Raw genomic sequence first — 26,283 nt, forward strand, 5'->3', positions numbered from 1 at the left:
TTCCACTCAAGGCACGGGAGAACAGCGTTCCCCCGTACCCTTCGGGCCATGTCCCATGACGTACTCAACCCGACGCCCGAGTACCTCGCCTTCTGGCGGGAGCGGCACGTCTGCACCTTGACCACCCCGCGCCCCGACGGCACGCCCCACGTGGTGCCGGTGGGGGTGACGTACGACCCGGAGGCCGGCCTGGCCCGGGTAATCAGCAACCGGCACAGCAAGAAGGTGCGCAACATCCTGGCGGCGCAGGAGGCGCAGGGCGTGCAGGAGGCGCAGGAGGGCCGGGCCGCGCGGCCGGGCGGCGCGCACGCGGGCGCGCGGGTCGCGGTCTGCCAGATGGAAGGCCGCCGCTGGGCCACGCTGGAGGGCCGCGCGGTGATCCGCACGGACGAAACGTCGGTCGCCGAGGCAGTGGCGCGCTACGCGGAGCGCTACGGGCGCACGCCGTCGCCCAATCCAGACCGGGTCGTCATGGAGATCACCTTGGACCGGGCCATGGGGCGCGCGTAATCCGTTGATCCTTCATCTTGTCCGGTTCAGGCACTGGACGCGGACATCACAACGGCGCCATCGTGGTCAGGTCCACGATGGCGCCGTTGTGTGGGGGTAGCGCCTGAGCGATCTGGAACGGCGGGGGAATCGCTTCAGGCACTGCGGGGGGTGGCGGTGGTGATGTCGGGTTCAAAGAGCTGGTGGTCCCGCCGATCGAGATTGACGAAGACCATTCCGTAGCGCACCTCACAGCGGACGGGCTGCGGCGCGCCCCGCGGGCGACGCAGGCACCGGTAGGCACGTACGTCCTCGTCCTCCTCGCGCACGACGACGATCGGTTGTCCGAAAAGGGTGACCATCACCGAGTCGCCAGGGCGGGGGATGGCCGTGGCGAGGTCGATGAATTGCCAGCCCGAACGGTAGGCGGAGGCCATCTCGCGGCGGAAACCGCGATCGTCGGGGGTCACGCGGACACCGTCACAGGCGCATCGGTCCAACCCGTGTCGCCGTTCCCGCCCAGCTGGCCACTGGTCCAGCCGGTGTCCGCGTACTTGCCCGCGGGCGCCGTGGTCCAGCCGGTGTCGTCCTTACCCGCGGGAGTCGTGGTCCAGCCCGTGTCACCCTTACCCGCAGGCGTCGTGGTCCAGCCGGTGTCGTCGTTCTTACCCGCAGGGGCCGTGGTCCAGCCGGTGTCGTCCTTACCCGCGGGAGTCGTGGTCCAGCCCGTGTCACCCTTACCCGCAGGCGTCGTGGTCCAGCCGGTGTCGTCGTTCTTACCCGCAGGGGCCGTGGTCCAGCCGGTGTCGTCCTTACCCGCAGGCGTCGTGGTCCAGCCCGTGTCACCCTTACCCGCAGGCGTCGTGGTCCAGCCGGTGTCGTCGTTCTTACCCGCAGGGGCCGTGGTCCAGCCGGTGTCGTCCTTACCCGCGGGAGTCGTGGTCCAGCCCGTGTCACCCTTACCCGCAGGCGTCGTGGTCCAGCCGGTGTCGTCGTTCTTACCCGCAGGGGCCGTGGTCCAGCCGGTGTCGCCCTTACCTGCAGGGGCCGTGGTCCAGCCGGTGTCGCCGCTCTTACCCGCAGGCGCCATGGTCCAGCCCGTGTCCGCGTACTTACCCGCGGGAGCCGTGGTCCAGCCGGTGTCGTCGCTGCTCGTCAGGCCCGTACCCTGACCGTCCCTAGCGCTCCCCGCGTCACTTTCGACGGCGCTGACTGCCCCAAAACCCGCAACGGCGGAGAAAACTATGGCAAGCACCGAGCGAAGCATTCTCTTGTACATGGTCGGCTTCGTCCTCACTTGATGGAATCCTCTCCCCCGCGTGACAGACGATGGCTCATTCAGGCACGTCAATGCCACAGGGACGATGCATCATGTTCTTGCATGTTCAGGACCCTGGGGGGTGGAGATTTGACGCGAAGCGAGACAAAAGCGACACATCCCCACCCTGTGACGTCCATGTGCACCGAGGGGGCGCGGCTCTATGCGACCGCACTGAGTACCGGCCGGATCGCCCGGGGCGAGATCCAGAACGCCCCCTGCCTGCTTGAATTCGCTCTTTTGCAGCCCGACCCGGATGACGCGAACCAGCTCCGCCCGGTTCCGCCGTCCGTAGCTCTGGCCCAACGGCTCCATCCGATTGAACGCGAGATCCAGGACCGCCGGCGCAGCGCTGTAGATCTCACCGACACTTTCGAGCCTTTCCTGGCCATCAGCGCACAGAGCCCGGCCAACACCCACGCCATCACGGTGCTGGAGGGCTTCGAACAGATCAACGCCGCGCTGGACCTCGCGACGGCCGAATGTCACACCGAGGTGCTGACGGTCCAGCCCGGCGGCGCCCGGCCCTCCTTGGCCCTCACCCAAGCCCTGGAGCGCGACCAGCCGCTGATCGACCGCGGGGTCAGCATACGGACCCTGTACCAGCACACCGCGCGGCACAGTCAGGGCACGCTCGCCTACGTGGAGCGGATCTCGATGGGCAAGGTGGAGATCCGCACGCTGGAGGAGCTGATCGAACGCCTGATCATCTTCGACCGCACGGTGGCTTTCATCCCGGTGAGCGACGACCGCCGGGTCGCCCTGGAACTGCGCCACCCGGGCTTGGTCGACTACCTCATCAAGGTGTTCGAGCAGCTGTGGCACCGGGCCGTGCCCCTCCAGGAGGAGGTGACGTACCGCAACGCCCCCGGCGGAATAACGGGCGTCCAGCGGACCATCGCCCAGCTCCTGATCGAGGGCCACGTCGACGAGGCCATCGCGCGCCGCCTCGGCATGAACGTCCGCACCTGTCGGGCGCACATAGCCAAGCTCGCCACCACCCTGGGCAGCGGCAGCCGCGCGCAGCTCGGCTACCTCATCGCCCGGTCCGGCATCCTGGGCCGTCCCCTGGGCCCCGAGCAGGACTGCGAGGGGCATCCGGGCCACGAGGACCTCGACCCGGACCGGGAAGGGCTCTGACGCTCCGCCGGCGGTACAGGTGAGAAGACGAAGGCCCCCGCCCGGACGGCTGTCCGGGCGGGGGCCTTCGTGCGTGCTCGGTCGAAGTCAGTCCATCGGCCGCTTGGGGTTGGGGCGCCAGACCACCAGGGCGCTGCCCGGCTGCGGGGGGCTGTACGGGACCAGGTCGCGCCGGTACGAGGCGTGGACCTGGGCCTCGCGCTGTTGGAGGACCGCCGCGGCGCCGTCCACGGCTGCGGCGAGCTCGGCCACGCGCTGCTGGAGCGCGGCGACTTGGTTCTCCAGTTCGATGATGCGCTTGATGCCCGCCAGGTTGATGCCCTCGTCCTGCGACAGCGCCTGCACCGTGCGGAGCAGCTCGATGTCACGGGCCGAGTAGCGCCGGCCGCGGCCGGCCGTACGGTCCGGGGAGACCAGGCCGAGGCGGTCGTACTGGCGGAGGGTCTGCGGATGCAGACCGGAGAGCTGGGCGGCCACCGAGATCACGTAGACCGGGGTCTCGTCGGTGAGTTGGTAACCGCTTCCCAGACGGGAAGACTGTCGTCGGCGGCCGTCCATGTCATGCTCCCTTCGCGGACTCGAACAGCGCGGAGCGCGGGTCCTCGGACCCCGTCGCCTCGCGGTACATCTCCAGGGCCTCGCGGGCCTTGTCGGACAGTTCGGTCGGGACCGCGACCTCCACCGTGACCAGCAGGTCGCCGCGGGTGCCGTCCTTGCGGACCGCTCCCTTGCCGCGGGCCCGCATGGTGCGACCGCCCGGGGTGCCCGGGGGCAGCTTCAGCGTCACCGAGGGGCCGTTCAGGGTCGGGACCTTGATCTCGGCCCCCAGCGCCGCCTCCGCGAACGTCACGGGCACGGTCACCGTCAGGTTGTCGTCCTTGCGGCCGAAGACCGGGTGGGAACCGACATGCACGACCACGTAGAGGTCACCGCCCGGACCGCCGCGCTCGCCCGGCGCACCCTTGCCGCGCAGCCGGATCCGCTGGCCGTCGGAAACGCCCGCCGGGATCCGGACCTGCATGGTGCGGGAGCTGCGGGCGCGCCCGCTGCCCTTGCAGACGTCGCAGGGGGTCTCCGCGATCAGGCCGCGGCCCTTGCAGTCCGCACAGGGGTCGGTCAACGAGAAGCCGCCGCCGCTGCCCCGCGAGACCTGGCCGGTGCCGACGCAGGTCGGGCACACCCTGGGGGTGCCGTTCTTGTCGCCGGTGCCCGAGCAGGCCTTGCAGGGCGCCTGGGAGGACATCCGCAGCGGGACCGTGGCCCCGTCCACCGCCTCCGTGAAGGAGAGGGTGACCTCCGACTCGATGTCCTGGCCGCGGCGCGGCTGGGTGCGGGTGCCCGCCCCGGGGCCGGCGCCGCGGTTGAAGAGGCCGCCGAAGACGTCACCCAGGCCGCCGCCGAAGCCGCCGGCCTGGCCGGCGCCCTGCTGCTGACCCCCGAAGAGGTCGCCCAGGTCGAAGTTGAACGAGCCGCCGCCGCCCGGCCCGGGGCGGAAGCCACCGTTGCCGAACAGGGCGCGCGCCTCGTCGTACTCCTTGCGCTTCTTGGCGTCGCCGAGGATGTCGTTCGCCTCGGAGATCTCCTTGAAGCGCTCCTCGGCCGAGGCGTCGCCCTTGTTGGCGTCCGGGTGGAACTCGCGTGCGAGCTTCCGGTACGCCTTCTTGATCTCGGCCTCGGTGGCGTCCTTCGGGACACCGAGGACCTTGTAGTAGTCCTTCTCGACGAAGTCCTTCGTGCTCATCCCCGGTGTCCCTCCTCTCGTGCTCCTACGTGTGGTGCATCAGCCCTTGTCGGGGGCATCCGCGTCCAAGCCGTCCGGCGCTTCGCCCTCCGCGACCGCCGAGTCGGAACCGGGGGACTTCGGGGCCGCGCCCGGCTGGGGCTCGGCCACCGCGACCCGTGCGGGACGGATCGTACGCTCGCCGATCCGGTACCCCGGCTGCAGGATCGCCACGCAGGTGTCCTCGGTGATGTCCGGCGCGTACGAGTGCATCAGGGCCTCGTGGATCGTCGGGTCGAAGGGCTCGCCCTCCTTGCCGAACTGCTGCAGGCCCATCTTGGCGGCGACGGTCTCCAGCGATTCGGCCACCGACTTGAAGCCGCCGACCAGCTCGCCGTGCTCCCGCGCCCGGCCGATGTCGTCCAGGGTCGGCAGCAGTTCCGTCAGGAGGGACGCGACCGCGATCTCCTTGACGGTGATCCGGTCCCGCTCCACCCGGCGGCGGTAGTTCTGGTACTCGGCCTGGAGCCGCTGGAGGTCCGTGGTGCGCTCGGAGAGCGCGGTACGGGCCTGGTCCAGCTGCGCCAGCAGCGCCACGTCCTGGCTTGCGTCCCCGGCCGGGGCCGCCTCGTCCTTGGCGGAGTCGGCGGCCTTCGGCTCAGCGTCGTTCTGACCGGCGTCGGGGACTTCGGGCTTCTCGTCGAAGCCCGGGGTCTCCTCCGACATCAGGCAGCGCCGCCCTTCGGCTTCTCGTCGTCGACGATCTCGGCGTCGACGACGTCGTCGTCGGCCTTGGCCTGGCCCGCGTCACCGGCACCGCCGGCGGCCTGGGCGGCCTGCGCGTCGGCGTAGATGGCCTGGCCGAGCTTCTGGCTGACCGCGGCGAGCTTCTCCGTCGCGGTGCGGATCTCGGCCGTGTCCTCGCCCTTGAGCGATTCCTTCAGCTCGGCGACGGCGGACTCGACCTCGGTCTTGACGTCGGCCGGGACCTTGTCCTCGTTGTCCTTGACGAACTTCTCCGTCTGGTAGACGAGCTGCTCGCCCTGGTTGCGGGACTCGGCCGCCTCCTTGCGGCGCAGGTCCTCGTCCGCGTACTGCTCCGCCTCCTGGCGCATGCGGTCGACCTCGTCCTTGCCAAGCGAGGAGCCGCCGGTGACGGTCATCTTCTGCTCCTTGCCCGTGCCAAGGTCCTTGGCCGTGACGTGCATGATGCCGTTCGCGTCGATGTCGAAGGAGACCTCGATCTGCGGGACGCCGCGCGGGGCCGGGGGCAGGCCCGTCAGCTCGAACATGCCGAGCTTCTTGTTGTACGCCGCGATCTCGCGCTCGCCCTGGTAGACCTGGATCTGGACGGACGGCTGGTTGTCCTCGGCCGTCGTGAAGATCTCGGAGCGCTTCGTCGGGATCGTGGTGTTGCGCTCGATCAGCTTGGTCATGATGCCGCCCTTGGTCTCGATGCCGAGGGACAGCGGGGTCACGTCGAGGAGCAGGACGTCCTTGACCTCACCCTTGAGCACACCGGCCTGGAGGGTGGCGCCGATGGCGACGACCTCGTCCGGGTTGACGCCCTTGTTGGCGTCCTGACCGCCGGTGAGCTCCTTGACGAGCTCGGCGACGGCCGGCATACGGGTGGAGCCGCCGACCAGGACCACGTGGTCGATCTCGGACAGCTGGATGCCGGCGTCCTTGATGACGTTGTGGAACGGGGTCTTGCAGCGGTCGAGCAGGTCCGCGGTCAGCTGCTGGAACTGGGCGCGCGTGAGCTTCTCGTCCAGGTGCAGCGGGCCCTCGGCGGAAGCCGTGATGTAGGGCAGGTTGATCGTGGTCTCCGTGGAGGAGGACAGCTCGATCTTCGCCTTCTCGGCGGCCTCGCGCAGACGCTGGAGCGCCATCTTGTCCTTGGACAGGTCGACGCCGTGGCCGCCCACGAACTGCTTCACCAGGTAGTCGACGACGCGCTGGTCCCAGTCGTCGCCACCGAGGTGGTTGTCACCGTTGGTGGCCTTCACCTCGACGACGCCGTCGCCGATCTCCAGGAGCGACACGTCGAAGGTGCCGCCACCGAGGTCGAAGACGAGAATGGTCTGGTCGTCCTTGTCGAGGCCGTAGGCCAGGGCGGCGGCCGTCGGCTCGTTGACGATGCGCAGGACGTTCAGGCCCGCGATCTCACCGGCCTCCTTCGTCGCCTGACGCTCGGAGTCGTTGAAGTAGGCCGGGACGGTGATGACCGCGTCCGTGACCTTCTCGCCCAGGTACGCCTCGGCGTCGCGCTTCAGCTTCTGCAGGATGAAGGCGCTCATCTGCTGCGGGTTGAAGTCCTTGCCATCCAGGTTGATCTTCCAGTCAGTGCCCATGTGGCGCTTGACGGAGCGGATGGTCCGGTCCACGTTCGTGACCGCCTGGCGCTTGGCCACCTCGCCGACGAGGACCTCGCCGTTCTTGGCGAAGGCGACGACGGACGGCGTGGTCCTGGCGCCCTCGGCGTTGGTGATGACGGTGGGCTCGCCGCCTTCCAGAACGCTGACGACGGAGTTAGTGGTGCCCAGGTCGATGCCGACCGCACGTGCCATTTCAATTCCTCCAGCTGACTTGAGTGGAACAGACTCAACCATGCCGCATCGCCGCGCCGGCGTCAACAGAGCTGAGTCGAGTCGACTCAACCTTTAGGCCATGCTTACGCGCAACCACCCTGGACTCCGCCCCACATCCCAGCCCCACATCCCACCCCCACACGCCGGCGGGGCCGGACGATTCGGCCTCGCCGGCGCGTGAGGCACGGGGTCCCGGGACGGCACCCCCGATAGCGGCGGGCGCGGCCGAACGGGTCACCGCGGCCGCGCGCCACCACGAGACCGCCGGAAGCATGCGGCAGCGTGCTGACATGCCCCTCACACTCACCGCTCCGCGCGTACGGGTCCCCGCCGCCCCACCGGCGAAGCGGGTGTGCGACCTCGTCGGGGCAGTGGTGCTGCTCGCAGTGCTCGGCCTGCCGCTCGCGGCCATCACCGCCCTGCTGTGGGCGACCCAGGGCGGCCACCCCTTCGCACGGGCGGCCGCGGTGGGGCTGGCCGGCCGGCCGTTCCGCACGTGGCGCCTGCGCACCGACGACGGCACTGGCCGGATCGGTGCGGTCCTGGACCGCTGCGCCCTCGACGGCCTCCCGCAGCTGCTGAACGTGGTCCGTGGCGAGATGTCGCTCGTCGGGCCGCGCCCGGAAACTCGTACGGACCGCCCCGAGCGACTCCTCGTACGTCCCGGAATGACCGGATTGTGGCAGGTCAGCGCGCGTTCGGACCTCCCCTGGGAGGAGATGGCCCTGCTCGACCGGCATTATGTGGAGAACCACTGGCTCGGGATGGACCTCGCGATCCTGGCGCAGACCCCGCGCGCGGCGTACCGGCAAAGGGTCGCCTGAGCGACACAGATCACCGCACGCTCAGCTACATTGCGGCGTCGGGAATGGGTAACCTCAAGCCTTGACTTCATAAGTTACCGCTTAGTAAGTGCCGCCCGAGGAGCCCTTCCATGCAACTCGCCGCGATCATCGTGTCGCTGGTCCTGACCGTGGTCGGCGTCGCGCTGCTCGCACGAGCCGTGGCGCAGATCTACCGCTTCGTGAAGCTCGGCCAACCCGTACCGGCAGGCAGCCGCACGGACGACCCGAAGGCCCGAACGTTCACCCTCGTCCGCGAGTTCCTCGGCCACAGCCGCATGAACCGCTGGGGCATCGTCGGCTTCGCGCACTGGTTCGTCGCGATCGGCTTCCTGACGCTGCCGCCGACCCTGGCACAGGCCTACGGCCAGCTCTTCCAGGCCGACTGGGTGCTGCCGATCGTCGGCGGCTTCCTGCCGTTCGAGCTCTACATCGAGTTCATCGGCCTGATGACGGTCCTCGGCATCGTCGTCCTGATGGCGATCCGGCTGCTCAGCCTGCCCTCCCGGGCCGGCCGCAAGTCGCGCTTCACCGGCTCGAAGGCCTGGCAGGCGTACTTCGTCGAGTACATCATCCTGACCATCGGCCTCGCGATCCTGTGCCTGCGCGGCCTCGAGGGCGCGATCCACCACGTGGACAGCTACGAGCCGGCGTACTTCGTCTCGTACCCGCTGGTCCTGGCCTTCGACGGGCTTTCGACGAGCGCGCTGCAGAACGCCATCTACTTCACGGCGATGATCAAGATCGGCACCTCGCTGATCTGGATGATCGTGGTCTCGCTCAACACCAACATGGGTGTCGCCTGGCACCGCTTCCTCGGCTTCCCGAACATCTGGTTCAAGCGGAACGCGGACGGCGCCACGGCGCTCGGCGCCCTGCAGCCGATGACCTCGGGCGGCAAGGAGATCGACTTCGAGGACCCGGGCGAGGACGACAACTTCGGCGTCTCCCAGGTCGAGCAGTTCTCCTGGAAGGGCATCCTCGACTTCTCCACGTGCACGGAGTGCGGTCGCTGCCAGTCGCAGTGCCCGGCCTGGAACACGGGCAAGCCGCTGTCCCCCAAGCTGCTCATCATGTCGCTGCGCGACCACGCGCACGCCAAGGCCCCGTACCTGCTGGCCGGTGGCGGCAAGGACATGGAGGGCAACGAGAAGGCCACGGCGGAGCAGCTCGCCGGTGTCCCGGCCGCCGCTCTCGCGGAGGCCGAGCGCCCGCTGATCGGGACCGCCGAGGAGAACGGCGTCATCGACCCGGACGTGCTGTGGTCCTGCACCACCTGCGGTGCGTGCGTGGAGCAGTGCCCGGTCGACATCGAGCACATCGACCACATCGTCGACATGCGCCGCTACCAGGTGATGATCGAGAGCGCGTTCCCGTCGGAGGCGGGCACGATGCTCAAGAACCTGGAGAAGAAGGGCAACCCCTGGGGCCTGGCGAAGAAGCAGCGCGTCGAGTGGACCAAGGAGGTGGACTTCGAGGTCCCGATCATCGGGAAGGACGCGGAGGACCTCTCCGAGTTCGACTACCTCTACTGGGTCGGCTGCGCCGGCGCCCTGGAGGACCGGGCCAAGAAGACCACGAAGGCCTTCGCGGAGCTGCTGAACATCGCGGGCGTCAAGTTCGCGATCATGGGCGGCGACGAGAAGTGCACCGGTGACTCGCCGCGCCGCCTGGGCAACGAGCCGCTGTTCCAGCAGCTGGGCCAGGAGAACGTGGCCATGCTGAACATGGCCTTCGGCGAGGACGACGAGGACCCGTCGACGAAGAAGCCGAAGTCGGCGAAGCGGATCGTCTCGACCTGCCCGCACTGCTTCAACACCATCGCGAACGAGTACCCGCAGTTGGGCGGCGAGTACGAGGTCATCCACCACACGCAGCTCCTCCAGCACCTGATCGACGAGGGTCGCCTCACGCCGGTCACTCCGGTCGACGGCCTGATCACGTACCACGACCCGTGCTACCTGGGCCGGCACAACAAGGTCTACACGCCGCCGCGCGAGATCATGTCGGCCGTGCCGGGCCTGCGCCAGCAGGAGATGCACCGCCACAAGGAGCGGGGCTTCTGCTGTGGCGCCGGCGGCGCGCGGATGTGGATGGAGGAGCGGATCGGCAAGCGCATCAACAACGAGCGCGTCGACGAGGCCCTGTCCCTGAACCCGGACATCGTCTCCACCGCCTGCCCCTTCTGCCTCGTGATGCTCACCGACTCGGTGAACGGCAAGAAGAACGACGGTCAGGCGAAGGAACACGTCCAGGTGGTCGACGTGGCGCAGCTGCTGCTCGACTCGGTGAAGGCCCCGGGTCCGACGGAGGAGGAGCTGGCCGCGCTCGCGGCGGAGGCCGAGGCGGAAGCCAAGGCCGAGGCGGAGGCGGCTGCCGCGAAGGCGGCGGCGGAGGCGGAAGCCAAGGCGAAGGCGGCGGCCGCGAAGGCAGAAGCCGAGGCGAAGGCGGCGGCCGAGGCGGAAGCCAAGGCGGCGGCCGAGGCGAAGGCTGCCGCCGAGGCAGAGCCGGAGGCCGAGGCGAAGCCCGAGGCAGAGCCGGAGGCCGCGGCCGAGACGGAAGGGGAGGCGGCTGAGGCCGCCACCGAGCCTGCGGCGACCGCCGAGACCGACGCGAAGGCCGACGCCGAGGCCGACGCCGAGACCGCGGACAAGCCCGAGGCCAAGCCCGAGGCCGACGCCGAGACTGCGGACAAGCCCGAGGCCGACGCCAAGTAGGACGCCCGCAGGGCGCCCGCAGGACTCCTGCAGGGCACCCGCACCGGAACGGCCGGTCCCCACCCGGGGGACCGGCCGTTCCGTCATATGGGTACGGGTACGGGTACGGGAGGGACTCAGCCCTGGCCCCGCAGCACGGCGAAGCCCAGCCCGGTCGCATCCGCCGCATCCGCCGCGGCCGTACCGCTGCCCGGGGCGACCGCCTTCGCGCCCTTCCCGGCGCTCCGCCCCACCGGGTCGACCGTGTGGTTCTCGATCAGCCTGCCGCTGAAGTCGTACACCCAGCTGTTCCCGCCGCCCCTGCCGTCGACGACGACGAACTTCTCGCGCTCGCCCTCCCGGACGAGCCCGTACGTCCAGCCGTCGTGGTGGACGCTCGGACGCCGCAGGTCGATCGTGGCGAGCGCGGCGCGGCCCTTCGGCGTGGAGATCTCGACGCGCTTGCCGTGCGGGCCGTCCACGAGCCTGGCGGTCCGCCCGTCGGGCATGGTGATCCGCACGGAGCTCTCCTTCCCGACCTGCGGCTTCGGCGCGCCGACCATCCAGGAGGTGACCGTGCCGTTCGGGCGGAGCACGACGCGCAGGCCGTTGCTCTGCCCGTACGACACCGCCCCGTCCTTGGCGACCAGTGTGTCCAGCTTCGTGGAACCGGCGAGTACGTCCGCCTCGAAGTGGCTCTTGCCCACCTTGTAGACCTTGGCGACGGACCCGTCCGCCAGCTTCACGGTGGTGACGTACGCGCGGACGCTCGCGGTCTGTTCGACGGACGGCAGCACCTCCGGCCCTGGTACGGCCGGAGAGTCCGCGAAGGCGGACCCGACCGGGAGGGCCAGGACGGTGGCCGCGCCGACGAAGACGGCGGCGCTGCGGAGGCTGGTTCGGCGAGTGATGCGCATGTGGGGCTCTTCCGTGTCTCGTGTACTCGTGTACTCGTGCTCTTCGTGGTCGTTCGTGGCCGTTCGCGCTGCGTGGCGACGACGAGTACGAAGCTACGGACCCGATATGTGCGTATCCCATCGGGAATGTAACAAAGAGCCCCAGAACGCAACACAGGCCCGTAAATCGGACGTGCAGCACGATCGGACACGGGGTGGGGACAGCACCTCCGGGAACCCCTAAGGGATGTCACAGGTCAGCCGCAAAGGGTGGCTGTTCCGGCTGCCCGTCCACCGATGCTCGTCGGACCAGGTACGTTCGATCACGTGGCTGGATTCAGGATCGGACGCGGCAGGGACAACAACCGCTCTCCGCAACAACCCCCGCAGCAGCAGCAGCAGTCGTACGGTCAGCAGCAACCGCCGCCGTACGGCCAGCCGCCCTACCCTCCCGTCGGCGGCCCGCCGCCGCAGCAGCAGTGGCCGCAGCCGGGCGCGGGAGGTCATGGCGAGCCGGAGTACTTCGACCCGTACGGGCAGCAGCAGCCGCACGCGCAGCAGCCCCCGTACGGCCACGGAGGCGGGGGCCACGGCGGCGGGGGCTACAACGACAACCCGGGGCACACCCAGGTCTTCGCCATCGGCGAGGACCCGTACGGCCAGGGCGCTACGTACCAGGCGGGTGCGGCCTCGGCGGTGCCGTCCGGACCGCGGTTGCCGTGGAAGGAACTGCTCCGCGGCATCGTGACGCGGCCCGGGCAGACCTTCCTCCAGATGCGCGACTACGCCGTCTGGGGCCCCGCACTGATCGTGACCTTCCTCTACGGGCTCCTCGCGGTGTTCGGCCTCGACGACGCCCGCGACGACGTCATCAAGGCGACCGTGCCGAAGGCCATCCCGATCGTCCTGTCCGCCGGCGTGGCCTTCGTCATCTGCGGCCTGATCCTGGGCGCGGTGACGCACACCCTGGCCCGCCAACTGGGCGGCGACGGCGCGTGGCAGCCGACGGTGGGCCTGTCGATGCTGGTCATGTCGATCACGGACGCGCCGCGCCTGCTGTTCGCGGTGTTCCTCGGCGGCGACAACATGGTCGTACAGGTACTGGGCTGGGCCACGTGGGTAGCGGCCGGAGCCCTGTTCACCTCGCTGATCAGCAAGTCGCACGACCTGCCGTGGCCGAAGGCCCTGGGCGCGTCCGCGATCCAGCTGGTCGCACTGCTGTCGATCATCAAGCTGGGCACGATCTAACCGCGACCGCGCCCCGCACACGAAAGGGCCCGCCGCGCACTGTCCGCGCGGCGGGCCCTCTGCACGATGCCGGTCGGCTAGGCGTCGAGGACCTGGCCCTCGCGCTTGACGACGGGCGGCTCGACCGACCAGGGGAAGTTGATCCACTCGTCGGTCTTCTTCCACACGTACTCGCACTTCACGAGGGAGTGGGACTTCTCGTAGACGACGGCGGAGCGCACCTCGGCGACGTGGCCCAGGCAGAAGTCGTGGACGAGCTTCAGCGTCTTGCCGGTGTCGGCCACGTCATCGGCGATGAGGACCTTCTTGTCGGTGAAGTCGATCGCCTCGGGCACGGGCGCCAGCATGACCGGCATCTCCAGCGTGGTGCCGACGCCGGTGTAGAACTCCACGTTCACCAGGTGGATGTTCTTGCAGTCGAGCGCGTACGCCAGGCCGCCGGCGACGAACACCCCGCCGCGGGCGATGCTCAGGATGATGTCGGGCTCGTAGCCGTCGTCGGCGATCGTCTGCGCCAGCTCGCGCACGGCGCGCCCGAAGCCGTCGTAGGTCAGGTTCTCGCGTACGTCGCTCATGCCTCGTGCCTCACCTGGGTGCGGTGGAAGTTCTGGAAGGAGCGCGAGGCGGTCGGCCCGCGCTGCCCCTGGTACCTGGATCCGTAGCGCTCGCTGCCGTACGGGAACTCGGCGGGCGAGCTGAGCCGGAACATGCACAGCTGCCCGATCTTCATGCCCGGCCAGAGCTTGATCGGCAGGGTGGCGAGGTTCGACAGCTCCAGGGTCACGTGACCCGAGAACCCGGGGTCGATGAACCCGGCGGTCGAATGCGTCACCAGGCCGAGGCGGCCCAGGCTCGACTTCCCCTCCAGCCTGGAGGCGATGTCGTCGGGCAGCGAGATGACCTCGTACGTCGAGGCGAGGACGAACTCACCGGGGTGGAGGATGAACGCCTCGTCGCCCTCCGGCTCGACCATCCGGGTCAGGTCCGGCTGCTCGATCGCCGGATCGATGTGGGCGTAGCGGTGGTTCTCGAACACCCGGAAGTACCGGTCGAGACGTACATCGATGCTGGAGGGCTGCACCATCGATTCCTCGAACGGGTCGATGCGAACCCGTCCGCTGTCGATCTCGGCCCGGATGTCTTTGTCAGAGAGAAGCACGTCCCGAGGATACGCAGAGCGCGCGGGCCACCCCCAATCGAGAGCGCCGACCCGCGCGCCCGCCCCTGCGACTACCGCTTCGCGCCGCCCACGGGCACGGCGTGCCGCAACCGCGCGCACCGCGGGCACCGCAGCAGCCGCCCGGGCCCGATCCGGCCGGCACCGAGGTGCTGCAGCGGGAAGAAGGCGGTACTGAAAACGTGCCCTTCGGCACAACGGACGACGGTGTGCTCCATCGAGTCCCTTTCCCCAACGAGCCGTACTGCGACGAATCGCCACATTAGGGGATGATCGGCACCCACTCCAGCCGCCGCTCCACACCCACACGTTACGCCCCAACTCCCGGGCCCACACGCCCCGGTGTACGCCACACAGGACAACGACCCCGCGGCAAATTCACCGGGGGTCGATCATGAGGTAGAGTGAGCAACGCTAGGGATCCAGGCAACTGACCCAGCATGCGGATGTAGTTTAATGGTAGAACATGAGCTTCCCAAGCTTATAGCGCGGGTTCGATTCCCGTCATCCGCTCTTGAACAAGCCCCAGGTCACGAGACCTGGGGCTTGTTTGTTGTCTAGACCCCTCAGGGGTCGCCGTGCGCTCCACGTGCCCCGTCTCGCATGAATGCCCTGCCTGGAGGGCCCGCGGCTCGTTGCCCGCACCGCCTCGACGCGGATGCGTCTCACATCGCGAGACGCATTTCTTGTGACCTGCGTCAGGCCTGATCGGTGGGCTGTGAATCCGCGCCTACCAAGCGGGGATTGGACTGCCGTCTCCCGCCCCCCACTTGACGGCACACTGGCGGCAGCGGCCTCAGCGCCGCTGGAGGCGGAAGTCCGGACAGGTGTCGGGTCGTCGGCGTAGATGAAGGTCCGCTTGGCGTCAATGCCGATGGACAGCAGGTCGATGGTGTCGGGGGTGGGCAGGTCCGGCTTGGGCGGGTCGAAGCTCAGGCGGAGCAGGGCGTGCCGGTTGCCGGCAGAGGGCTGGTCGAGTTCCCAGGTGCCGGTGGTGCTGAAGGAGGTCCCCAGCTCGTTACGGAAGGAGTCGCCCGTGGGCCAGCTCCGGCCAGTGGCAGGCGGGCCCCCTTGGCCTCGAGTGAGCCCTCGCAGTCGCCCTCACGGTCCGCGCTGCTCGCGGGGGCGGTTGTGCCGCAGGCGGCCGGGCACCGTCAGGATCGATCGTCCTGAACGCCGATCTCCGCCCAGATCGACTTCCCACCGGCCCGGTGGCGTGTTCCCCAGCGCTCAGCGAACTGAGCGACGAGCAGTAGCCCGCGCCCGCCTTCGTCGAATATGCGCGCTCGCCTCATGTGCGGGGCGGTGCTGCTGCCGTCAGAGACCTCGCAGATGAGCACGGTGTCGCGGATCAGGCGCAGCTGAATGGGAGGGGTGCCGTACCGGATCGCGTTGGTGACCAGTTCACTCACCACCAGCTCGGCGGTAAACACCACCTCATGCAGTCCCCAGTCCGCGAGGCGGCGGGAGACCTTGTCACGGGCGTCGGCCACGGCGGCCGGGTCGGAAGGCAGATCCCAGGTGGCCACCTGACCCGCGTCGAGGACCCGGGTGCGGGCGACGAGCAGTGCGACATCATCCGCCTGCTGTGCGGGGAGCAGATCCTGGACCAGGTCGTCACAGGTTGCCTCCAGCGAGTGAGCAGGGCGCTCCAGCCGCCGACGCAGTAGCGCCATGCCCTTGCCGAGGTCGTGTTCGGGGACCTCGACGAGACCGTCCGTGTACAGCACGAGGACGCTGCCTCGGGGCACTTCCCATTCGACCGCTTCGAAAGGCAGCCCGCCGACTCCCAGCGGCGGCCCGACAGGAAGACCTATGAACTCCGCCTTGCCGTCGGGCGTGACCACGGCGGGCGGGGGGTGGCCCGCGCCTGCGGCGGCGCAGCGTCGCGAGACCGGGTCGTAGACCAGATACAGACATGTGGCGATGAGATCGGTGACGATCTCAGCCTCGGGATCCTCCGCGTCCTCCTCCGCCCTGAGGTGGGTGACAAGGTCGTCGAGATGGACGAGGAGCTCCTCGGGGGGCAGGTCGACGTCCGCCAGCGTGCGTACCGCGGTCCGAAGCCGCCCCATGGTGGCGGAGGCACGCAGACCATGGCCCACCACATCTCCGACGACCAGGGCGACCCGTGCGCCCGACAGCGGGATCACATCGAACCAGTCGCCGCCCAGCCCTGCCCGGGACCGGGCCGGGAGGTAGCGGTAGGCCACCTCCACTGCCTCTTGGGCGGGGAGTCGCTGTGGCAGCAGGCTTCGTTGCAGGGCCAGAGCTGTGGCTCGCTCGCGGGTGAAGCGTCGGGCGTTGTCCACGGCCACGGCAGCGCGTGCGGCGATTTCCTCGGCAAGGAGCAGATCGTCTTCGTCGAAGGAGTCCCGGCAGCGGTGGCGGACGAGTACGGCCACGCCAAGCGTGATGCCGCGGGCCCGCAGCGGGATGACCATGATCGAATGCATCCCGAAGTCGCGGACCTTCCCTGCGCGCTCGGGGTCGGCGACCTGCCAGCTCTCGATGGCTTCGTCCAGGGTGCGGTGCAGCGACGACCGGCCCGTATTCAGGCAGCGGGCGGGGGGCGAGGATTCCGGGTAGTAGTCCACCTCGCCCGGTTGGATCACCGACTCGGGGGTGCCGGGGAGGATGGACCCCTGCGCGGCGCGGCGCAGCGCTACGGAGCCGGTGGCGGACGGCCTGGGCTCGACGCCGCGGAACAGCCCGTCCAGCAGGTCGACGCTGATGAAGTCGGCGAGCCGCCCCACCGCCACGTCTGCCATCTCCTGGGCCGTGCGCATCACGTCGAGGGTGCTACCCACCTGTGCGCTGACGTCGTTCAGCAGGGCGAGCCGTTCCCGGGCCCGGTGCTGTTCGGTGACGTCGAGCGCGACGAGCTGCACGTGTCGCACCTGTCCTGCCGGGTTCCTCAGGGGGGAGACGGAGACGGCCCAGTACTTGTCGCGGGCTCCGCGCCGCGGTCGGCCATGCACCTGGAACCGCTCCGGCTCTCCCGTCTCGAACACCCGGCGCATGCCCTCTTCGACCGTGGTGCAGATGTGGGGAGGCAGGATGTCGGTGACCCGCCGACCACGCATCTGCTCCTCCGTGAGGCCCAGTTCGCGGGCCGCACCGGCGCTCCCCCGCAAGGCCCGCAACTCGGCGTCGTAGAGCATCACAGGGAGGTGGCACTGCGCGAAGGCCTCCTCTGTCGTCGCCTCGTCCTTGTCTGGACGTGGCTGCTGCTGCGGCGTGACCATGAAGAGCCACTGTGTGTTGCCCTCACGGTCGAGCGACGTGTACGCCTGCAACTCGGCATTCAGGTAGTCGCCGTCTTGATGCCGCAGCGGGATCGGCCCGCGCCCCTCGAGAATCGCGGAGAAAAGCACTTCGGCGTCGGTGTTCCCGCCGAGCAGACGTGCCGCGGGACGCCCGACGACGTCCCTGTATGAGTACCCGAGCAACCGCTGTGCGCCGGAACTCCACCCCGTCACGATTCCCCGCGCGTCGACGACTGCCGTAGCCGAGGTGGCCTGATCCGGGAACTGATCGAGGTCGTTTCGGAAGGGGCCTGCATTTTCCATGTCCATTCATCGCCCATCCTGCCCTGGGGCTCTCGGGGGCTGAGGAGACTCAGCAGAGACCGCAGGCCGGCGAAAACCTCGTATCCGTCACGTCGGCTCCCTTCTTACTTGTAACTCTCCTCGCGCGCACGCGCAGGTCGGCGGGCGCGGAAGGGACGCCGCACCAAAACCGCTGCGTACCTGTCCGACAAGAGCACGTGGCCCCGGAGAGGCACTCATCGAAACGTAAAGCCCCAGCTCAACGCCCCGCCACCTCCCTCGCTGCACGGTCGGCAGTACGTCGGGCGTCAGCTGTACGAGTCTGCCGGCGGGCAGACTGCCCCGGAACGCATTCAGCACACATGAGGAGGGAATCCGTTCGCGGGCCCACCGATGGTCCTCAGCCTTTCGCCTTCCCTCCGTACCCTCGCAGGAACGCCCTACAGCCTGACCAGGACCCGAAGGCTCGGGCTCGAGCTGCTGCCCAGCCCCTGACCTGGGGCCGAGGCTGTCGGCCGTCAACAGATGCACCACCAGCCTCGGCAGTGTCCTCGCCTGCCGGACGCTGTCAGGTTCGTGACTGTGACGATCAGGCGGTCCTGGGCGACCAGGCCGTGGAGCTTGGCCCCAGCGTGCCACTACGTGCCAGTCAGGGCGGTCAACAGCGGTCAACACTGGTGCGACCGAACCCCGCACCGGCGCGACCAAGGGCATGTTTCCGCAGCTCAGAGACCACATGCGGCTCAAGCGCCGAGTGATTCCCAAGCTTATAGCGCGGGTTCGATTCCCGTCATCCGCTCTTGAACGAAGGCCCAGGTCACCGACCTGGGCCTTCGTCGTTGTCTAGACCTCTCCACCCTCGCCGTGCCCTCCACGTGCCCCAACTGGCGGAAATCCCCTGCTCGGAGGGGCAGCCGCGCACCACTTGCACCACACGGGCCCCGCCGATCTCGGATCGCGAGACGCGTTCTCGATGACCTGCGTCACATGACTGCACCCGCCGCGTGAATTCGCTTCCCCAAAGAGGCGGTTGGCCGAAAGGGCCAGGCGGCAGACCCGCGACGGGACTACCTAGTACCGCGTCAGGCAACGTTCGCCCCCTTGACGAGGGTGGACTGCTACCGCACGCAGGAGCCGTCCGGCGTCATGTCCGGGGAACCCATCCCGAAGGAGTACAGGAGGGTCAGCACACAGGCCGCCACGAACAGGGCCACCCATTTGATCTCGGGTTCTGTCTGATCCGGTAGCACCGCCACCAAGATGGTCTGGAAAAGCCCGAGCAGTAGGGTCATGCCGATCCAGGCGAACGGCATGATCATCACAAATCCCGTACGGGTCGGCGCGTCCATGCCGTGCGCACAGTCCGCCCACCTTTGCGATGCCAGAGCGGTTCCCATCACAGTGCCCGCCACGGCGAGCAGCGGCCCCGTCACGAACCACCCCAAGCCGGGCTCCTTGCCCTCCCTCGATGCAGTCATCTGTGCCTGGCCTCTCCCTTTCGATCTCACGTACCGGAGCACACACGCCCCCGAACCCCTGCCCGGTTCCCGCGCCGAGAGCGCCATCCCGCTGCCCTTGGCCGCATTTCAGGCCGTCTCAACGAACATGTCGAACTGCATCGCTGAGCACACCGGAGCTAGTGCCGCATCAGACAACCTCCGCCCCGTGCGTCGTACCGATGAGGCGGGGTGGAAGATAGCCCCGTGAGCTTCGATCTTGCGGTTCTGGCGATGGACGAATCAGCCGACGCTGCGGCGGCGCGTGCGATGTTCGATCGGCACCTCCGACCACCACGACGAGGGTGAGTTGGATGAGCGAGTGGTCGGGTTCTATGAGCAGCTGCGCTCGCTGTTCCCAGACCGCCCCCCCCTTCGCCGCAGAGTCGCCGTGGATGTCGACGCCGCTGACGATCGGTATCGACCCCGTGATCATGAATCTGAGCTTCTCGTCGCGGAGCGACGCGGCAATCAAGGCGATCGAGGAGCTTGTCAGCGGAGTTCCGCCTGGTCATCTGGGATCCGCAGTCCCAGGACGCCCATCTGCTGGGGCCTGATTGACGAGGCGCTCTGCTCGATTCAGGCGATGTTCGCCCTGCTGACGACGCTGCGGAGGCGCTCATCCTGGGCGTGCTTGTTCCGCCAGATGATGTAGCGGCGGATCATGCTGCCCTGCTCCCTGTGGCTGGCGTGGTCGGTGCCGTCGAGGGCGAAGTAGCGCAGGGCGGTGAACTGGGCCTCGATCCGGTTAAGCCAGGAGCTGTTGGTCGGGGTGTAGGCGATCTCGACGTTGTTCGCCTCGGCCCAGGTCCCGACCCGTTGGCACCGCTTGGTGGTCAGGTGGGGCGAGTAGTTGTCGCAGACGATCGCGATGCGTAAGTCCATCGGGTGCAGCGAGCGCAGGTAGCGGCGAACTCCAGGAACTTCGAGCGGTTCTTCGTCTTCTTGATGTGCCCGTAGAGCTGGTCCTTGGCCAGGTCGTAGGCGGCGAACAGGTTCCGGACGCCGTGCGGGCGGTTGTAGGTCGCTCGCCTGCGGGGGCGGTGTCGCGGTCGGGGTCCTTGTGCCGGCCGCCGCGTTCGGCCCACTGCCGTCCGGGGTGGGGCTGGAGGTTGAGGGGGCCGAACTCGTCCATGCAGAAGATGACTCCGGGCCCGCCTTCGTCGGGTATGACCTCGCCGTCGGCGATCGCGTAGAGGTGCTGGACCCGGGCCTTCTTGGCCGCGTGGTCGGGGTCGCGGGAGGTCTTCCAGGTCTTCAGGCGTTGAAAGGAGACGCCTTCCTCGCGGAGCAGGATGCGCAGGCCCTCGTGGCTGATGTCGTCGACCACCCCCTCGGCGACCAGGAAGTCGGCCAGTTTCGCCAGGCTCCAGGTCGAGAACGGCAGGCCGTGCTCGACCGGCTTGGACTTGGCGGTCTTCTTGATCTCACGGCGCTCGGGAAGGGTGAACGTCCTGGGCCGACCGCCTTTGTACTTCGGATAGAGCGACTCGAAGCTGTCGGCGTTGAAGTTGTGGATCACATCGCGGACCCGGTCCACGCTGGTGAACGTCACCTCAGCGATCTTCGCCACCGGCATCCCCTGCGCTGACAGCAGCACCATCTGGGCGTCTGGCGCCGCCCGGCGTAGCAACCGGGCGACATGTCAGGACGGGGCAAACGTTGCTTGATCCGGCACTAGTAGGGCTTGGTCAGGTTGGGGTTGGTGTGGGTATGCCGCGGTGGCAGGTGGGGCATGCGCCGGTCCATGTCGCGAGGAGGGTTTGTAGCTCGCGGACGACTTGGTAGAGGCTCAGGCCGGCGCCATGTCTTTTGGGGCTCTGGCCAGTCGTTGCAGGGTGCAGAAGGCGTGGGCGACGGATACGAGGGTGACGTGGTGGTGCCATCCGTTCCAGGTGCGTCCCTCGAAGTGGGCAAGTCCCAGGGCCTGTTTCATCTCGCGGTAGTCGTGCTCGATGCGCCAGCGGAGCTTGGCCAGGCGGACCAGGGTGGTCAGCGGGGTGTCGGCGGGCAGGTCGGAGAGCCAGAACTGAACGGGTTCGCCCTGGTCGGCCGGCCACTCGGCCAGCAGCCAGCATGCGGGCAGTTCCGGGCCCTCGACCGTGTGGCGGACCTCGCGACCGGCAGGCCGGATCCGCAAGGCCACGAACCGCGAGTACATCCGCTTGAAGCCGCTGCGGCCGGTGCCGGGCCGGGAGCCCTCACGCCATTGCACTGGCTTCGCCGTCTTCCGGCCGGCCGCGATGACCAGCTGTTTCACCGACTGCGGCTTGTCCGGGTACTTCGCCACGGGTGGCCGTCCGTTCCCGGAGTAGGGCTCGGTCACCGGCACGGCTTCGCCGGGCTGGGCCGAGAGGGTGGTGGAGATCCCCACCATGTAGTTGAGGCCGCGGGCCTGCAGGCCGTGCCGGAATGCCGCCGCGTCTCCGTATCCGGCGTCCGCGACGGCCAGCGGCACCTCGATGCCCCACGAGCGGGTCTCATCCAGCATGTCCAGGGCCAGCTGCCATTTCTCCACATGCCCGGTGTCGTCGGGAATGCCGCAGGCGGTGCGGCGGGCGACCTTGGCCGGGTCCGCCTTCGGCGAGGCGGGGTCCCAGGCCTCGGGCTGGAACAGCCGCCAGTTGACCGCCACCGAGGCGTGGTCCGAGGCCAGGTGCAGGGAGACGCCCACCTGGCAGTTGGTGACCTTGCCCGCAGTGCCGGTGTACTGCCGCGAGACACACGCCGAGGCATTGCCGTCCTTGAGGAAGCCGGTGTCATCGAAGATCAGCACGGTGGGCCGGATCGCCTTCTCCATGCTCCAGGCCAGCCGGGCCCGCACATGCGCGGGGTCCCACGGGCTGGTGGTGATGAAGTGGGCCAGGGCCTGACGGTTCCCGTCCTCGCCCAGCCGGGCGGCCATCGGCTCGACCGACTTGCGCTGCCCGTCCGTGAGCAGGCCCCGCAGGTAAACCCGCCCCCACCGACGCTGATCCTTACGCGCGAACGGCTCGAAAACCTCCGCCGCGAAGTCCTCCAACTCGCCACGTACAGCTGCAATTTCCTCCGGCGTCACACGTCTTGAACGACTCACCGAGCCCTTAGGACACGCAACACCAGCCCCAACCTGACCAAGCCCTACTAGTCCTCTTTCCCCGCCAACACGCGATCGGCGGCGTAGTGCGGGCAGGAAGGGACATGCCACGTCACCGTCACCCGGCGCCGGTCGGCGGCGATGGTGCGAGCCTGCCCAGTGGCCGGGCAGGCTGAACAGTGCGGGCACCGGACGGTTTCGAACTTCAACTCAGCCATCACCTGCGCCACCTTCCCCACCAATGGTGCTCGCGACGAGAGTGCCACGCCTCGCAGCGGGACAGTCTCGGAGAAAGCTGCACACCGGAGCTCGGGGGCGGCTCATGGTCCGGCCGTGCCAGTGAGATGGCCACTGGGATCACGGTTCGGCTGACCATTTCGCCAGGAGGTTCCCGCAGGTGCCGGTGCATGAAGACAGTGACCCTGCGCAGGGCACTCCGGCAGAGCAGCCGGGCACGGATGACCCTGCCGTTCACGTGCGGACCACGGCCGGCCCATCATTCCTTACCGCTGAGGCGGCCGCCTCCGTCGAGGCCATCGTGCGGGCTGTACACGATGGCGATGATGTTCGCATCCGGATCCTTTTGGCAGCCTTGGTCAACGTCGCCGACACCGAGGTTCTCCTCCACCTGCGAGAGCGGCTTCGCGAACGACCGCAGTGATGGTCGGGCGCTGCGGAACAGACGTGCAGCGGTGCGGGGCCGGGTCGCTGCCGCCTTGCCGTGGGCACCCCCGAGACCGTCATGGAGTACCTGCGAGCTGCGGATCCCTTCGGGAGGGCGCTGCGGACCCACCCCGCAGGCTCACGCCCCCTGGACTGCACGTCGCAGCTGGCGGACGCCCTTGCTCGCGAAACGCTGCACTCGGGGGGAATCAATATCTATCCCCGCGGTCAGAGAGTTTAATGGACCCCGCAGGGAGAGTTTTTCCGCACCGCACACGATGGAGATATTTAACGCACACGAACCGCTGCAGCGTGCTACTGTCGGTCTCGGTTGCAGTTTTGGTACCCAAAAACTTCAAGCGCTCCAGTCGGCCTCCGCGCCACATTCGAGTGCTTCATATTTCCGGTCATTTTCCGGCGGGGCATCATCGCGGCGACACGGTGTCCGTATGGTGCGGATGCTGGTGTACTGCCCCAAAGGAGATATGACATGGCATCTGGCACCGTGAAGTGGTTCAACGCGGCCAAGGGCTTCGGCTTCATCGAGCAGGACGGTGGCGGCGACGACGTCTTCGCCCACTTCTCGAACATCGCCGCCCAGGGCTTCCGCGAGCTGCTGGAAGGCCAGAAGGTCACCTTCGACATCGCGCAGGGCCAGAAGGGCCCGACGGCCGAGAACATCGTTCCCGCCTGACGCTGACGCGCATTTCGTAGCTGGGGCCCGCATCCCTTGGGGTGCGGGCCCCAGCTGCACGCATTTCCCGCAGCGGTGTCACCTGCGGGATGAAGCATTTCAGGGTTACAGCCTGCTCGGCACTTCACCCCACTCGATTTCTTGATTTCGCGTCCCCGTGACGCCACCTCATCTCAGCGCATGCGCCCGTACAGAATCTCTGTTGGCCAGAGTCGCTTTCGCATTCCATTCGGCCCGTTCTTGTGATTCCCTGCGCTGCGTTTCGCTGCGGGAATTCCTTGATACGCGCCGCATCAAGGAAAGGTTCTGAATGAACCGCACACGTACGAACGACCGTTCCTCTCGCACCCGCAGCCGCACCGGCGGCCCCGCTTTCGGCGCTGCCGCCGGTTCGGAGCGGGGCAGCCGCTTCAGCTCGTCGGCCCCGAGCCGTTCCGGAGGTCCGCGCCGCTCGGGCGGCTACGGCCGCCGACCCGCAGCGGTACAGGGCGAGTTCGCTCCGCCGAAGACCATCACTCCCGCGCTGCCCGCCGTCGAGGCCTTCGCCGACCTCGACATGCCGGCGGAGCTGCTTGCTGCCCTAGGCGCGCAGGGCCTGAGCGTGCCGTTCCCGATCCAGGGAGCCACCCTGCCCAACACCCTCGCAGGCCGCGACGTCCTCGGCCGCGGACGGACCGGCTCCGGTAAGACCCTCGCCTTCGGCCTCGCTCTGCTGGCCCGCACCGCCGGGCAGCGCGCCGAGCCCCGCCAGCCCCTCGCCCTGGTCCTCGTCCCCACCCGCGAGCTGGCCCAGCAGGTGACCGACGCCCTCACCCCGTACGCCCGCGCCGTGAAGCTGCGCCTGACCACGGTCGTCGGCGGCATGTCGATCGGCAAGCAGGCCGGAGCTCTGCGCGGAGGCGCAGAGGTCGTCGTGGCTACGCCCGGCCGGTTGAAGGACCTCATCGACCGTGGCGAATGCCGGCTTAACCAGGTCGCGATCACCGTCCTGGACGAGGCCGACCAGATGGCCGACATGGGCTTCATGCCGCAGGTCACCGCCCTCCTGGACCAGGTGCGTCCTGAGGGGCAGCGGATGCTTTTCTCCGCCACCCTCGACCGCAACGTCGACCTGCTGGTGCGCCGCTACCTGACCGACCCCGTCGTGCACTCGGTGGACCCGTCCGCGGGCGCCGTCACGACGATGGAGCACCACGTGCTGCACGTCCACGGCGCCGACAAGCACCGCACGACGACGGAGATCGCGGCCCGGGAGGGCCGGGTGATCATGTTCCTGGACACCAAGCACGCCGTCGACCGGCTGACCCAGGACCTGCTGAACAGCGGAGTGCGGGCCGCCGCCCTGCACGGTGGGAAGTCGCAGCCCCAACGCACGCGCACCCTCGCCCAGTTCAAGACCGGACACGTGACCGTACTGGTCGCGACGAACGTGGCGGCGCGCGGCATCCACGTCGACAACCTCGACCTCGTCGTCAACGTCGACCCGCCCACCGACCACAAGGACTACCTCCACCGCGGCGGCCGCACCGCCCGCGCCGGCGAGTCCGGCAGCGTCGTCACCCTCGTCACTCCCAACCAGCGCCGCGACATGACCCGCCTCATGCAGGCCGCCGGCATCACACCGCAGACCACCCAGGTCCGCTCCGGCGAAGAGGCACTGAACCGGATCACCGGCGCCCAAGCCCCCTCCGGCATCCCCGTCGTCATCACCGCACCCGTCGTCGAACGCGCCAAGCGCAGCGCGGCCTCCCGCGGCAGGCGACGGCCCGCCTCGACGGTCCGGCGCGTGAGCGTGCGGCAGTCCGCCTTCGATGCGGCGGCCTGAGAAGCACGTGATCAGGAAACTGACCCATCTCTGCAGGAGGTACGTTTTGACGCTGGTCCAGATGCAGCCCCGCTCGGCGAACGCCAACCCTGTGCACCGGACGGTGGACGACGCGATGGAGGCGGCCGGTCCACAGGTATGTGACGACATGACGGTCGAGGTGGCCCTGGCCGTCATGGCCGGCGCCCGCGCGGGTCATCTGCTCGTCTGCGACGAGGACGGCCTGTGCACTGGGCTGGTCACGCAGGCCCAGCTCACCGCCATCCGCGACAGCGCGGCGTACACCGACCGGGTCCGTCTCCGCGACCTGCTGGGGAACCGCGGGCCGGTCGCCTCACCCGCAACCACGATGGCCGAAGCCGAACACGCGATGCGCTACCGCCGGCTCGATGCCCTGCCGGTCGTCGATGAGCAGGGCAGTGCTCTGGGCGTCCTCGCCCTTGCCCGCTGAACCGCCTCACCGCGGCACGGCCGTCCCCGTCTTCTTCTTCCTGTGAGGCAACATGCGCTGTGTCATCGCCCGTTTCCCGTTCGACCTGACCAAGAGCGGTGTCCTGGAGTCGATGAAGGGCATCAAGCCCGAGCAGGTCGTCGGCGAGTCCGTGATCGTCGGGCGCCGTACCTACCCCGTCAAGCAGGTCGGTCAGGTCATCACGCGCCAGGACCGTCGCGACTTCAGCGCCGGTGAAGTCCTCCGGGCCATGACCCAGCTCGGGTTCACCTGCCGCGGCCTCCCCCGGGCCGCCGCGCCCAGGCGCGTCCTCAGCCCGCTCCAGCAGGCTTCCGAGATGCTCGGCATCCCGGTGACCGTCTGACGGACAGGACCGGCGCGAGCCGACACCCGAACAGCGAGGAGGGCCC

At 68.7% G+C, this 26,283-nt stretch carries 21 protein-coding genes, 1 tRNA gene and 2 pseudogenes; 10 read left to right on the top strand and 14 right to left on the bottom strand.

What is annotated here, in order from left to right; translation table 11 throughout:
• Positions 1 to 48 precede the first annotated feature (48 nt).
• The gene (locus tag OG207_RS20665; protein ID WP_329099962.1) at positions 49 to 510 is read left to right on the top strand and encodes a pyridoxamine 5'-phosphate oxidase family protein; all 462 of its coding nucleotides are present in this window, start codon (positions 49 to 51) and stop codon (positions 508 to 510) included.
• 134 nt (positions 511 to 644) lie between these two features.
• Here OG207_RS20665 and OG207_RS20670 read toward each other — a convergent pair whose 3' ends face one another.
• Together OG207_RS20670 and OG207_RS20675 are read right to left on the bottom strand one after the other, a co-directional pair.
• Complete coding sequence (locus OG207_RS20670) at positions 645 to 926, bottom strand: (2Fe-2S)-binding protein (protein WP_329107757.1); 282 nt, start codon at positions 924 to 926, stop codon at positions 645 to 647.
• Between the two features lie 29 nt (positions 927 to 955).
• On the bottom strand, positions 956 to 1,579 hold the full coding sequence (locus OG207_RS20675) for a hypothetical protein (RefSeq protein ID WP_329099963.1): 624 nt from the start codon (positions 1,577 to 1,579) through the stop codon (positions 956 to 958).
• A 291-nt stretch (positions 1,580 to 1,870) separates the two neighbouring features.
• Between OG207_RS20675 and OG207_RS20680 the strand changes: the two genes are divergently transcribed.
• Entirely contained in the window at positions 1,871 to 2,947 is a 1,077-nt protein-coding gene (locus tag OG207_RS20680; protein ID WP_329099964.1) for a helix-turn-helix transcriptional regulator, read from the top strand.
• Between the two features lie 87 nt (positions 2,948 to 3,034).
• Here OG207_RS20680 and OG207_RS20685 read toward each other — a convergent pair whose 3' ends face one another.
• Genes OG207_RS20685 through dnaK form a run of 4 tightly spaced genes read right to left on the bottom strand, consistent with a single transcriptional unit; the run spans position 3,035 to position 7,237 of the window.
• A complete protein-coding gene (locus OG207_RS20685) occupies positions 3,035 to 3,505 on the bottom strand; it encodes a heat shock protein transcriptional repressor HspR (RefSeq protein WP_329099965.1) in 471 nt (156 codons plus the stop codon).
• A 1-nt stretch (position 3,506) separates the two neighbouring features.
• On the bottom strand, positions 3,507 to 4,688 hold the full coding sequence (dnaJ, locus tag OG207_RS20690) for a molecular chaperone DnaJ (RefSeq protein ID WP_329099966.1): 1,182 nt from the start codon (positions 4,686 to 4,688) through the stop codon (positions 3,507 to 3,509).
• Positions 4,689 to 4,727: 39 nt separating this feature from the next.
• Complete coding sequence (grpE, locus tag OG207_RS20695) at positions 4,728 to 5,393, bottom strand: nucleotide exchange factor GrpE (RefSeq protein WP_329099967.1); 666 nt, start codon at positions 5,391 to 5,393, stop codon at positions 4,728 to 4,730.
• Positions 5,393 to 7,237: a molecular chaperone DnaK gene (gene dnaK, locus OG207_RS20700; RefSeq protein WP_329099968.1), complete on the bottom strand. Its 1,845-nt coding sequence runs from the start codon at positions 7,235 to 7,237 to the stop codon at positions 5,393 to 5,395. The genes grpE and dnaK overlap by 1 nt, the downstream gene beginning before the upstream one ends.
• 311 nt (positions 7,238 to 7,548) lie before the next feature.
• On the opposite strand from dnaK, the gene OG207_RS20705 reads away from it, so the two are divergent.
• Together OG207_RS20705 and OG207_RS20710 are read left to right on the top strand one after the other, a co-directional pair.
• Entirely contained in the window at positions 7,549 to 8,082 is a 534-nt protein-coding gene (locus tag OG207_RS20705; RefSeq protein ID WP_329099969.1) for a sugar transferase, read from the top strand.
• A 110-nt stretch (positions 8,083 to 8,192) separates the two neighbouring features.
• Positions 8,193 to 10,415, top strand: a pseudogene (locus OG207_RS20710) (heterodisulfide reductase-related iron-sulfur binding cluster); the annotation flags it as partial.
• A gap of 518 nt (positions 10,416 to 10,933) precedes the next feature.
• Here OG207_RS20710 and OG207_RS20715 read toward each other — a convergent pair.
• Complete coding sequence (locus tag OG207_RS20715) at positions 10,934 to 11,713, bottom strand: hypothetical protein (protein WP_329099970.1); 780 nt, start codon at positions 11,711 to 11,713, stop codon at positions 10,934 to 10,936.
• Between the two features lie 306 nt (positions 11,714 to 12,019).
• Here OG207_RS20715 and OG207_RS20720 point away from each other — a divergent pair, with 306 nt between their 5' ends.
• Positions 12,020 to 12,940: a Yip1 family protein gene (locus OG207_RS20720; RefSeq protein ID WP_329099972.1), complete on the top strand. Its 921-nt coding sequence runs from the start codon at positions 12,020 to 12,022 to the stop codon at positions 12,938 to 12,940.
• Between the two features lie 77 nt (positions 12,941 to 13,017).
• On the opposite strand, the gene OG207_RS20725 is transcribed toward OG207_RS20720, so the two are convergent.
• Positions 13,018 to 13,515 carry a phosphoribosyltransferase gene (locus OG207_RS20725; protein ID WP_030009869.1) on the bottom strand — a complete coding sequence of 166 codons (498 nt, stop codon included), beginning with the start codon at positions 13,513 to 13,515 and terminating at the stop codon, positions 13,018 to 13,020.
• Positions 13,512 to 14,099: a dCTP deaminase gene (gene dcd / locus OG207_RS20730; protein ID WP_266594569.1), complete on the bottom strand. Its 588-nt coding sequence runs from the start codon at positions 14,097 to 14,099 to the stop codon at positions 13,512 to 13,514. The genes OG207_RS20725 and dcd overlap by 4 nt, the downstream gene beginning before the upstream one ends.
• Positions 14,100 to 14,559: 460 nt before the next feature.
• On the opposite strand from dcd, the gene OG207_RS20735 reads away from it, so the two are divergent.
• A tRNA-Gly gene (locus OG207_RS20735) sits at positions 14,560 to 14,630 on the top strand.
• 641 nt (positions 14,631 to 15,271) lie between these two features.
• Here the strand turns inward: OG207_RS20735 and OG207_RS20740 are convergent.
• The 5 genes and pseudogenes from OG207_RS20740 to OG207_RS20760 all read right to left on the bottom strand — a co-directional run bounded on the left by OG207_RS20740 (position 15,272) and on the right by OG207_RS20760 (position 22,868).
• Positions 15,272 to 17,695: a SpoIIE family protein phosphatase gene (locus OG207_RS20740; RefSeq protein ID WP_329099973.1), complete on the bottom strand. Its 2,424-nt coding sequence runs from the start codon at positions 17,693 to 17,695 to the stop codon at positions 15,272 to 15,274.
• A gap of 1,091 nt (positions 17,696 to 18,786) precedes the next feature.
• Positions 18,787 to 19,113, bottom strand: coding sequence for a hypothetical protein (locus tag OG207_RS20745; protein ID WP_266594570.1), 327 nt, complete (start codon positions 19,111 to 19,113; stop codon positions 18,787 to 18,789).
• A 630-nt stretch (positions 19,114 to 19,743) separates the two neighbouring features.
• A pseudogene (locus OG207_RS20750) lies at positions 19,744 to 20,773 on the bottom strand (IS630 family transposase); the annotation flags it as partial.
• 183 nt (positions 20,774 to 20,956) lie between these two features.
• Positions 20,957 to 22,222, bottom strand: a complete 1,266-nt coding sequence (locus OG207_RS20755) for an IS701 family transposase (RefSeq protein ID WP_329095407.1) — start codon at positions 22,220 to 22,222, stop codon at positions 20,957 to 20,959.
• Between the two features lie 514 nt (positions 22,223 to 22,736).
• Positions 22,737 to 22,868, bottom strand: a complete 132-nt coding sequence (locus OG207_RS20760; RefSeq protein WP_266594573.1) for a hypothetical protein — start codon at positions 22,866 to 22,868, stop codon at positions 22,737 to 22,739.
• 525 nt (positions 22,869 to 23,393) lie between these two features.
• On the opposite strand from OG207_RS20760, the gene OG207_RS20765 reads away from it, so the two are divergent.
• The 4 genes from OG207_RS20765 (at position 23,394) to OG207_RS20780 (ending at position 26,237) form a co-directional block, all read left to right on the top strand.
• The gene (locus OG207_RS20765; RefSeq protein WP_030647895.1) at positions 23,394 to 23,597 is read left to right on the top strand and encodes a cold-shock protein; all 204 of its coding nucleotides are present in this window, start codon (positions 23,394 to 23,396) and stop codon (positions 23,595 to 23,597) included.
• A 310-nt stretch (positions 23,598 to 23,907) separates the two neighbouring features.
• Positions 23,908 to 25,422, top strand: coding sequence for a DEAD/DEAH box helicase (locus tag OG207_RS20770; protein ID WP_329099974.1), 1,515 nt, complete (start codon positions 23,908 to 23,910; stop codon positions 25,420 to 25,422).
• A 46-nt stretch (positions 25,423 to 25,468) separates the two neighbouring features.
• Positions 25,469 to 25,873, top strand: coding sequence for a CBS domain-containing protein (locus OG207_RS20775; RefSeq protein WP_329099975.1), 405 nt, complete (start codon positions 25,469 to 25,471; stop codon positions 25,871 to 25,873).
• Positions 25,874 to 25,925: 52 nt separating this feature from the next.
• The gene (locus OG207_RS20780; protein ID WP_329099976.1) at positions 25,926 to 26,237 is read left to right on the top strand and encodes an SCO5918 family protein; all 312 of its coding nucleotides are present in this window, start codon (positions 25,926 to 25,928) and stop codon (positions 26,235 to 26,237) included.
• Positions 26,238 to 26,283: the final 46 nt, after the last annotated feature.

The organism is Streptomyces sp. NBC_01439 (assembly GCF_036227605.1).
Taxonomy (GTDB): Bacteria; Actinomycetota; Actinomycetes; order Streptomycetales; family Streptomycetaceae; genus Streptomyces.

Coding starts and splice junctions, on each gene's coding strand:
- OG207_RS20670 (WP_329107757.1), bottom strand. CDS start 926: ATGGCCTCCGCCTACCGTTCGGGCTGGCAATTCATCGACCTCGCCACG.
- OG207_RS20740 (WP_329099973.1), bottom strand. CDS start 17,695: ATGGACATGGAAAATGCAGGCCCCTTCCGAAACGACCTCGATCAGTTC.
- OG207_RS20725 (WP_030009869.1), bottom strand. CDS start 13,515: ATGAGCGACGTACGCGAGAACCTGACCTACGACGGCTTCGGGCGCGCC.
- OG207_RS20675 (WP_329099963.1), bottom strand. CDS start 1,579: ATGGCGCCTGCGGGTAAGAGCGGCGACACCGGCTGGACCACGGCCCCT.
- OG207_RS20680 (WP_329099964.1), top strand. CDS start 1,871: ATGTTCAGGACCCTGGGGGGTGGAGATTTGACGCGAAGCGAGACAAAA.
- OG207_RS20770 (WP_329099974.1), top strand. CDS start 23,908: ATGAACCGCACACGTACGAACGACCGTTCCTCTCGCACCCGCAGCCGC.
- OG207_RS20665 (WP_329099962.1), top strand. CDS start 49: ATGTCCCATGACGTACTCAACCCGACGCCCGAGTACCTCGCCTTCTGG.
- dnaJ (WP_329099966.1), bottom strand. CDS start 4,688: ATGAGCACGAAGGACTTCGTCGAGAAGGACTACTACAAGGTCCTCGGT.
- dnaK (WP_329099968.1), bottom strand. CDS start 7,237: ATGGCACGTGCGGTCGGCATCGACCTGGGCACCACTAACTCCGTCGTC.
- OG207_RS20780 (WP_329099976.1), top strand. CDS start 25,926: ATGCGCTGTGTCATCGCCCGTTTCCCGTTCGACCTGACCAAGAGCGGT.
- grpE (WP_329099967.1), bottom strand. CDS start 5,393: ATGTCGGAGGAGACCCCGGGCTTCGACGAGAAGCCCGAAGTCCCCGAC.
- OG207_RS20705 (WP_329099969.1), top strand. CDS start 7,549: ATGCCCCTCACACTCACCGCTCCGCGCGTACGGGTCCCCGCCGCCCCA.
- OG207_RS20715 (WP_329099970.1), bottom strand. CDS start 11,713: ATGCGCATCACTCGCCGAACCAGCCTCCGCAGCGCCGCCGTCTTCGTC.
- OG207_RS20685 (WP_329099965.1), bottom strand. CDS start 3,505: ATGGACGGCCGCCGACGACAGTCTTCCCGTCTGGGAAGCGGTTACCAA.
- OG207_RS20765 (WP_030647895.1), top strand. CDS start 23,394: ATGGCATCTGGCACCGTGAAGTGGTTCAACGCGGCCAAGGGCTTCGGC.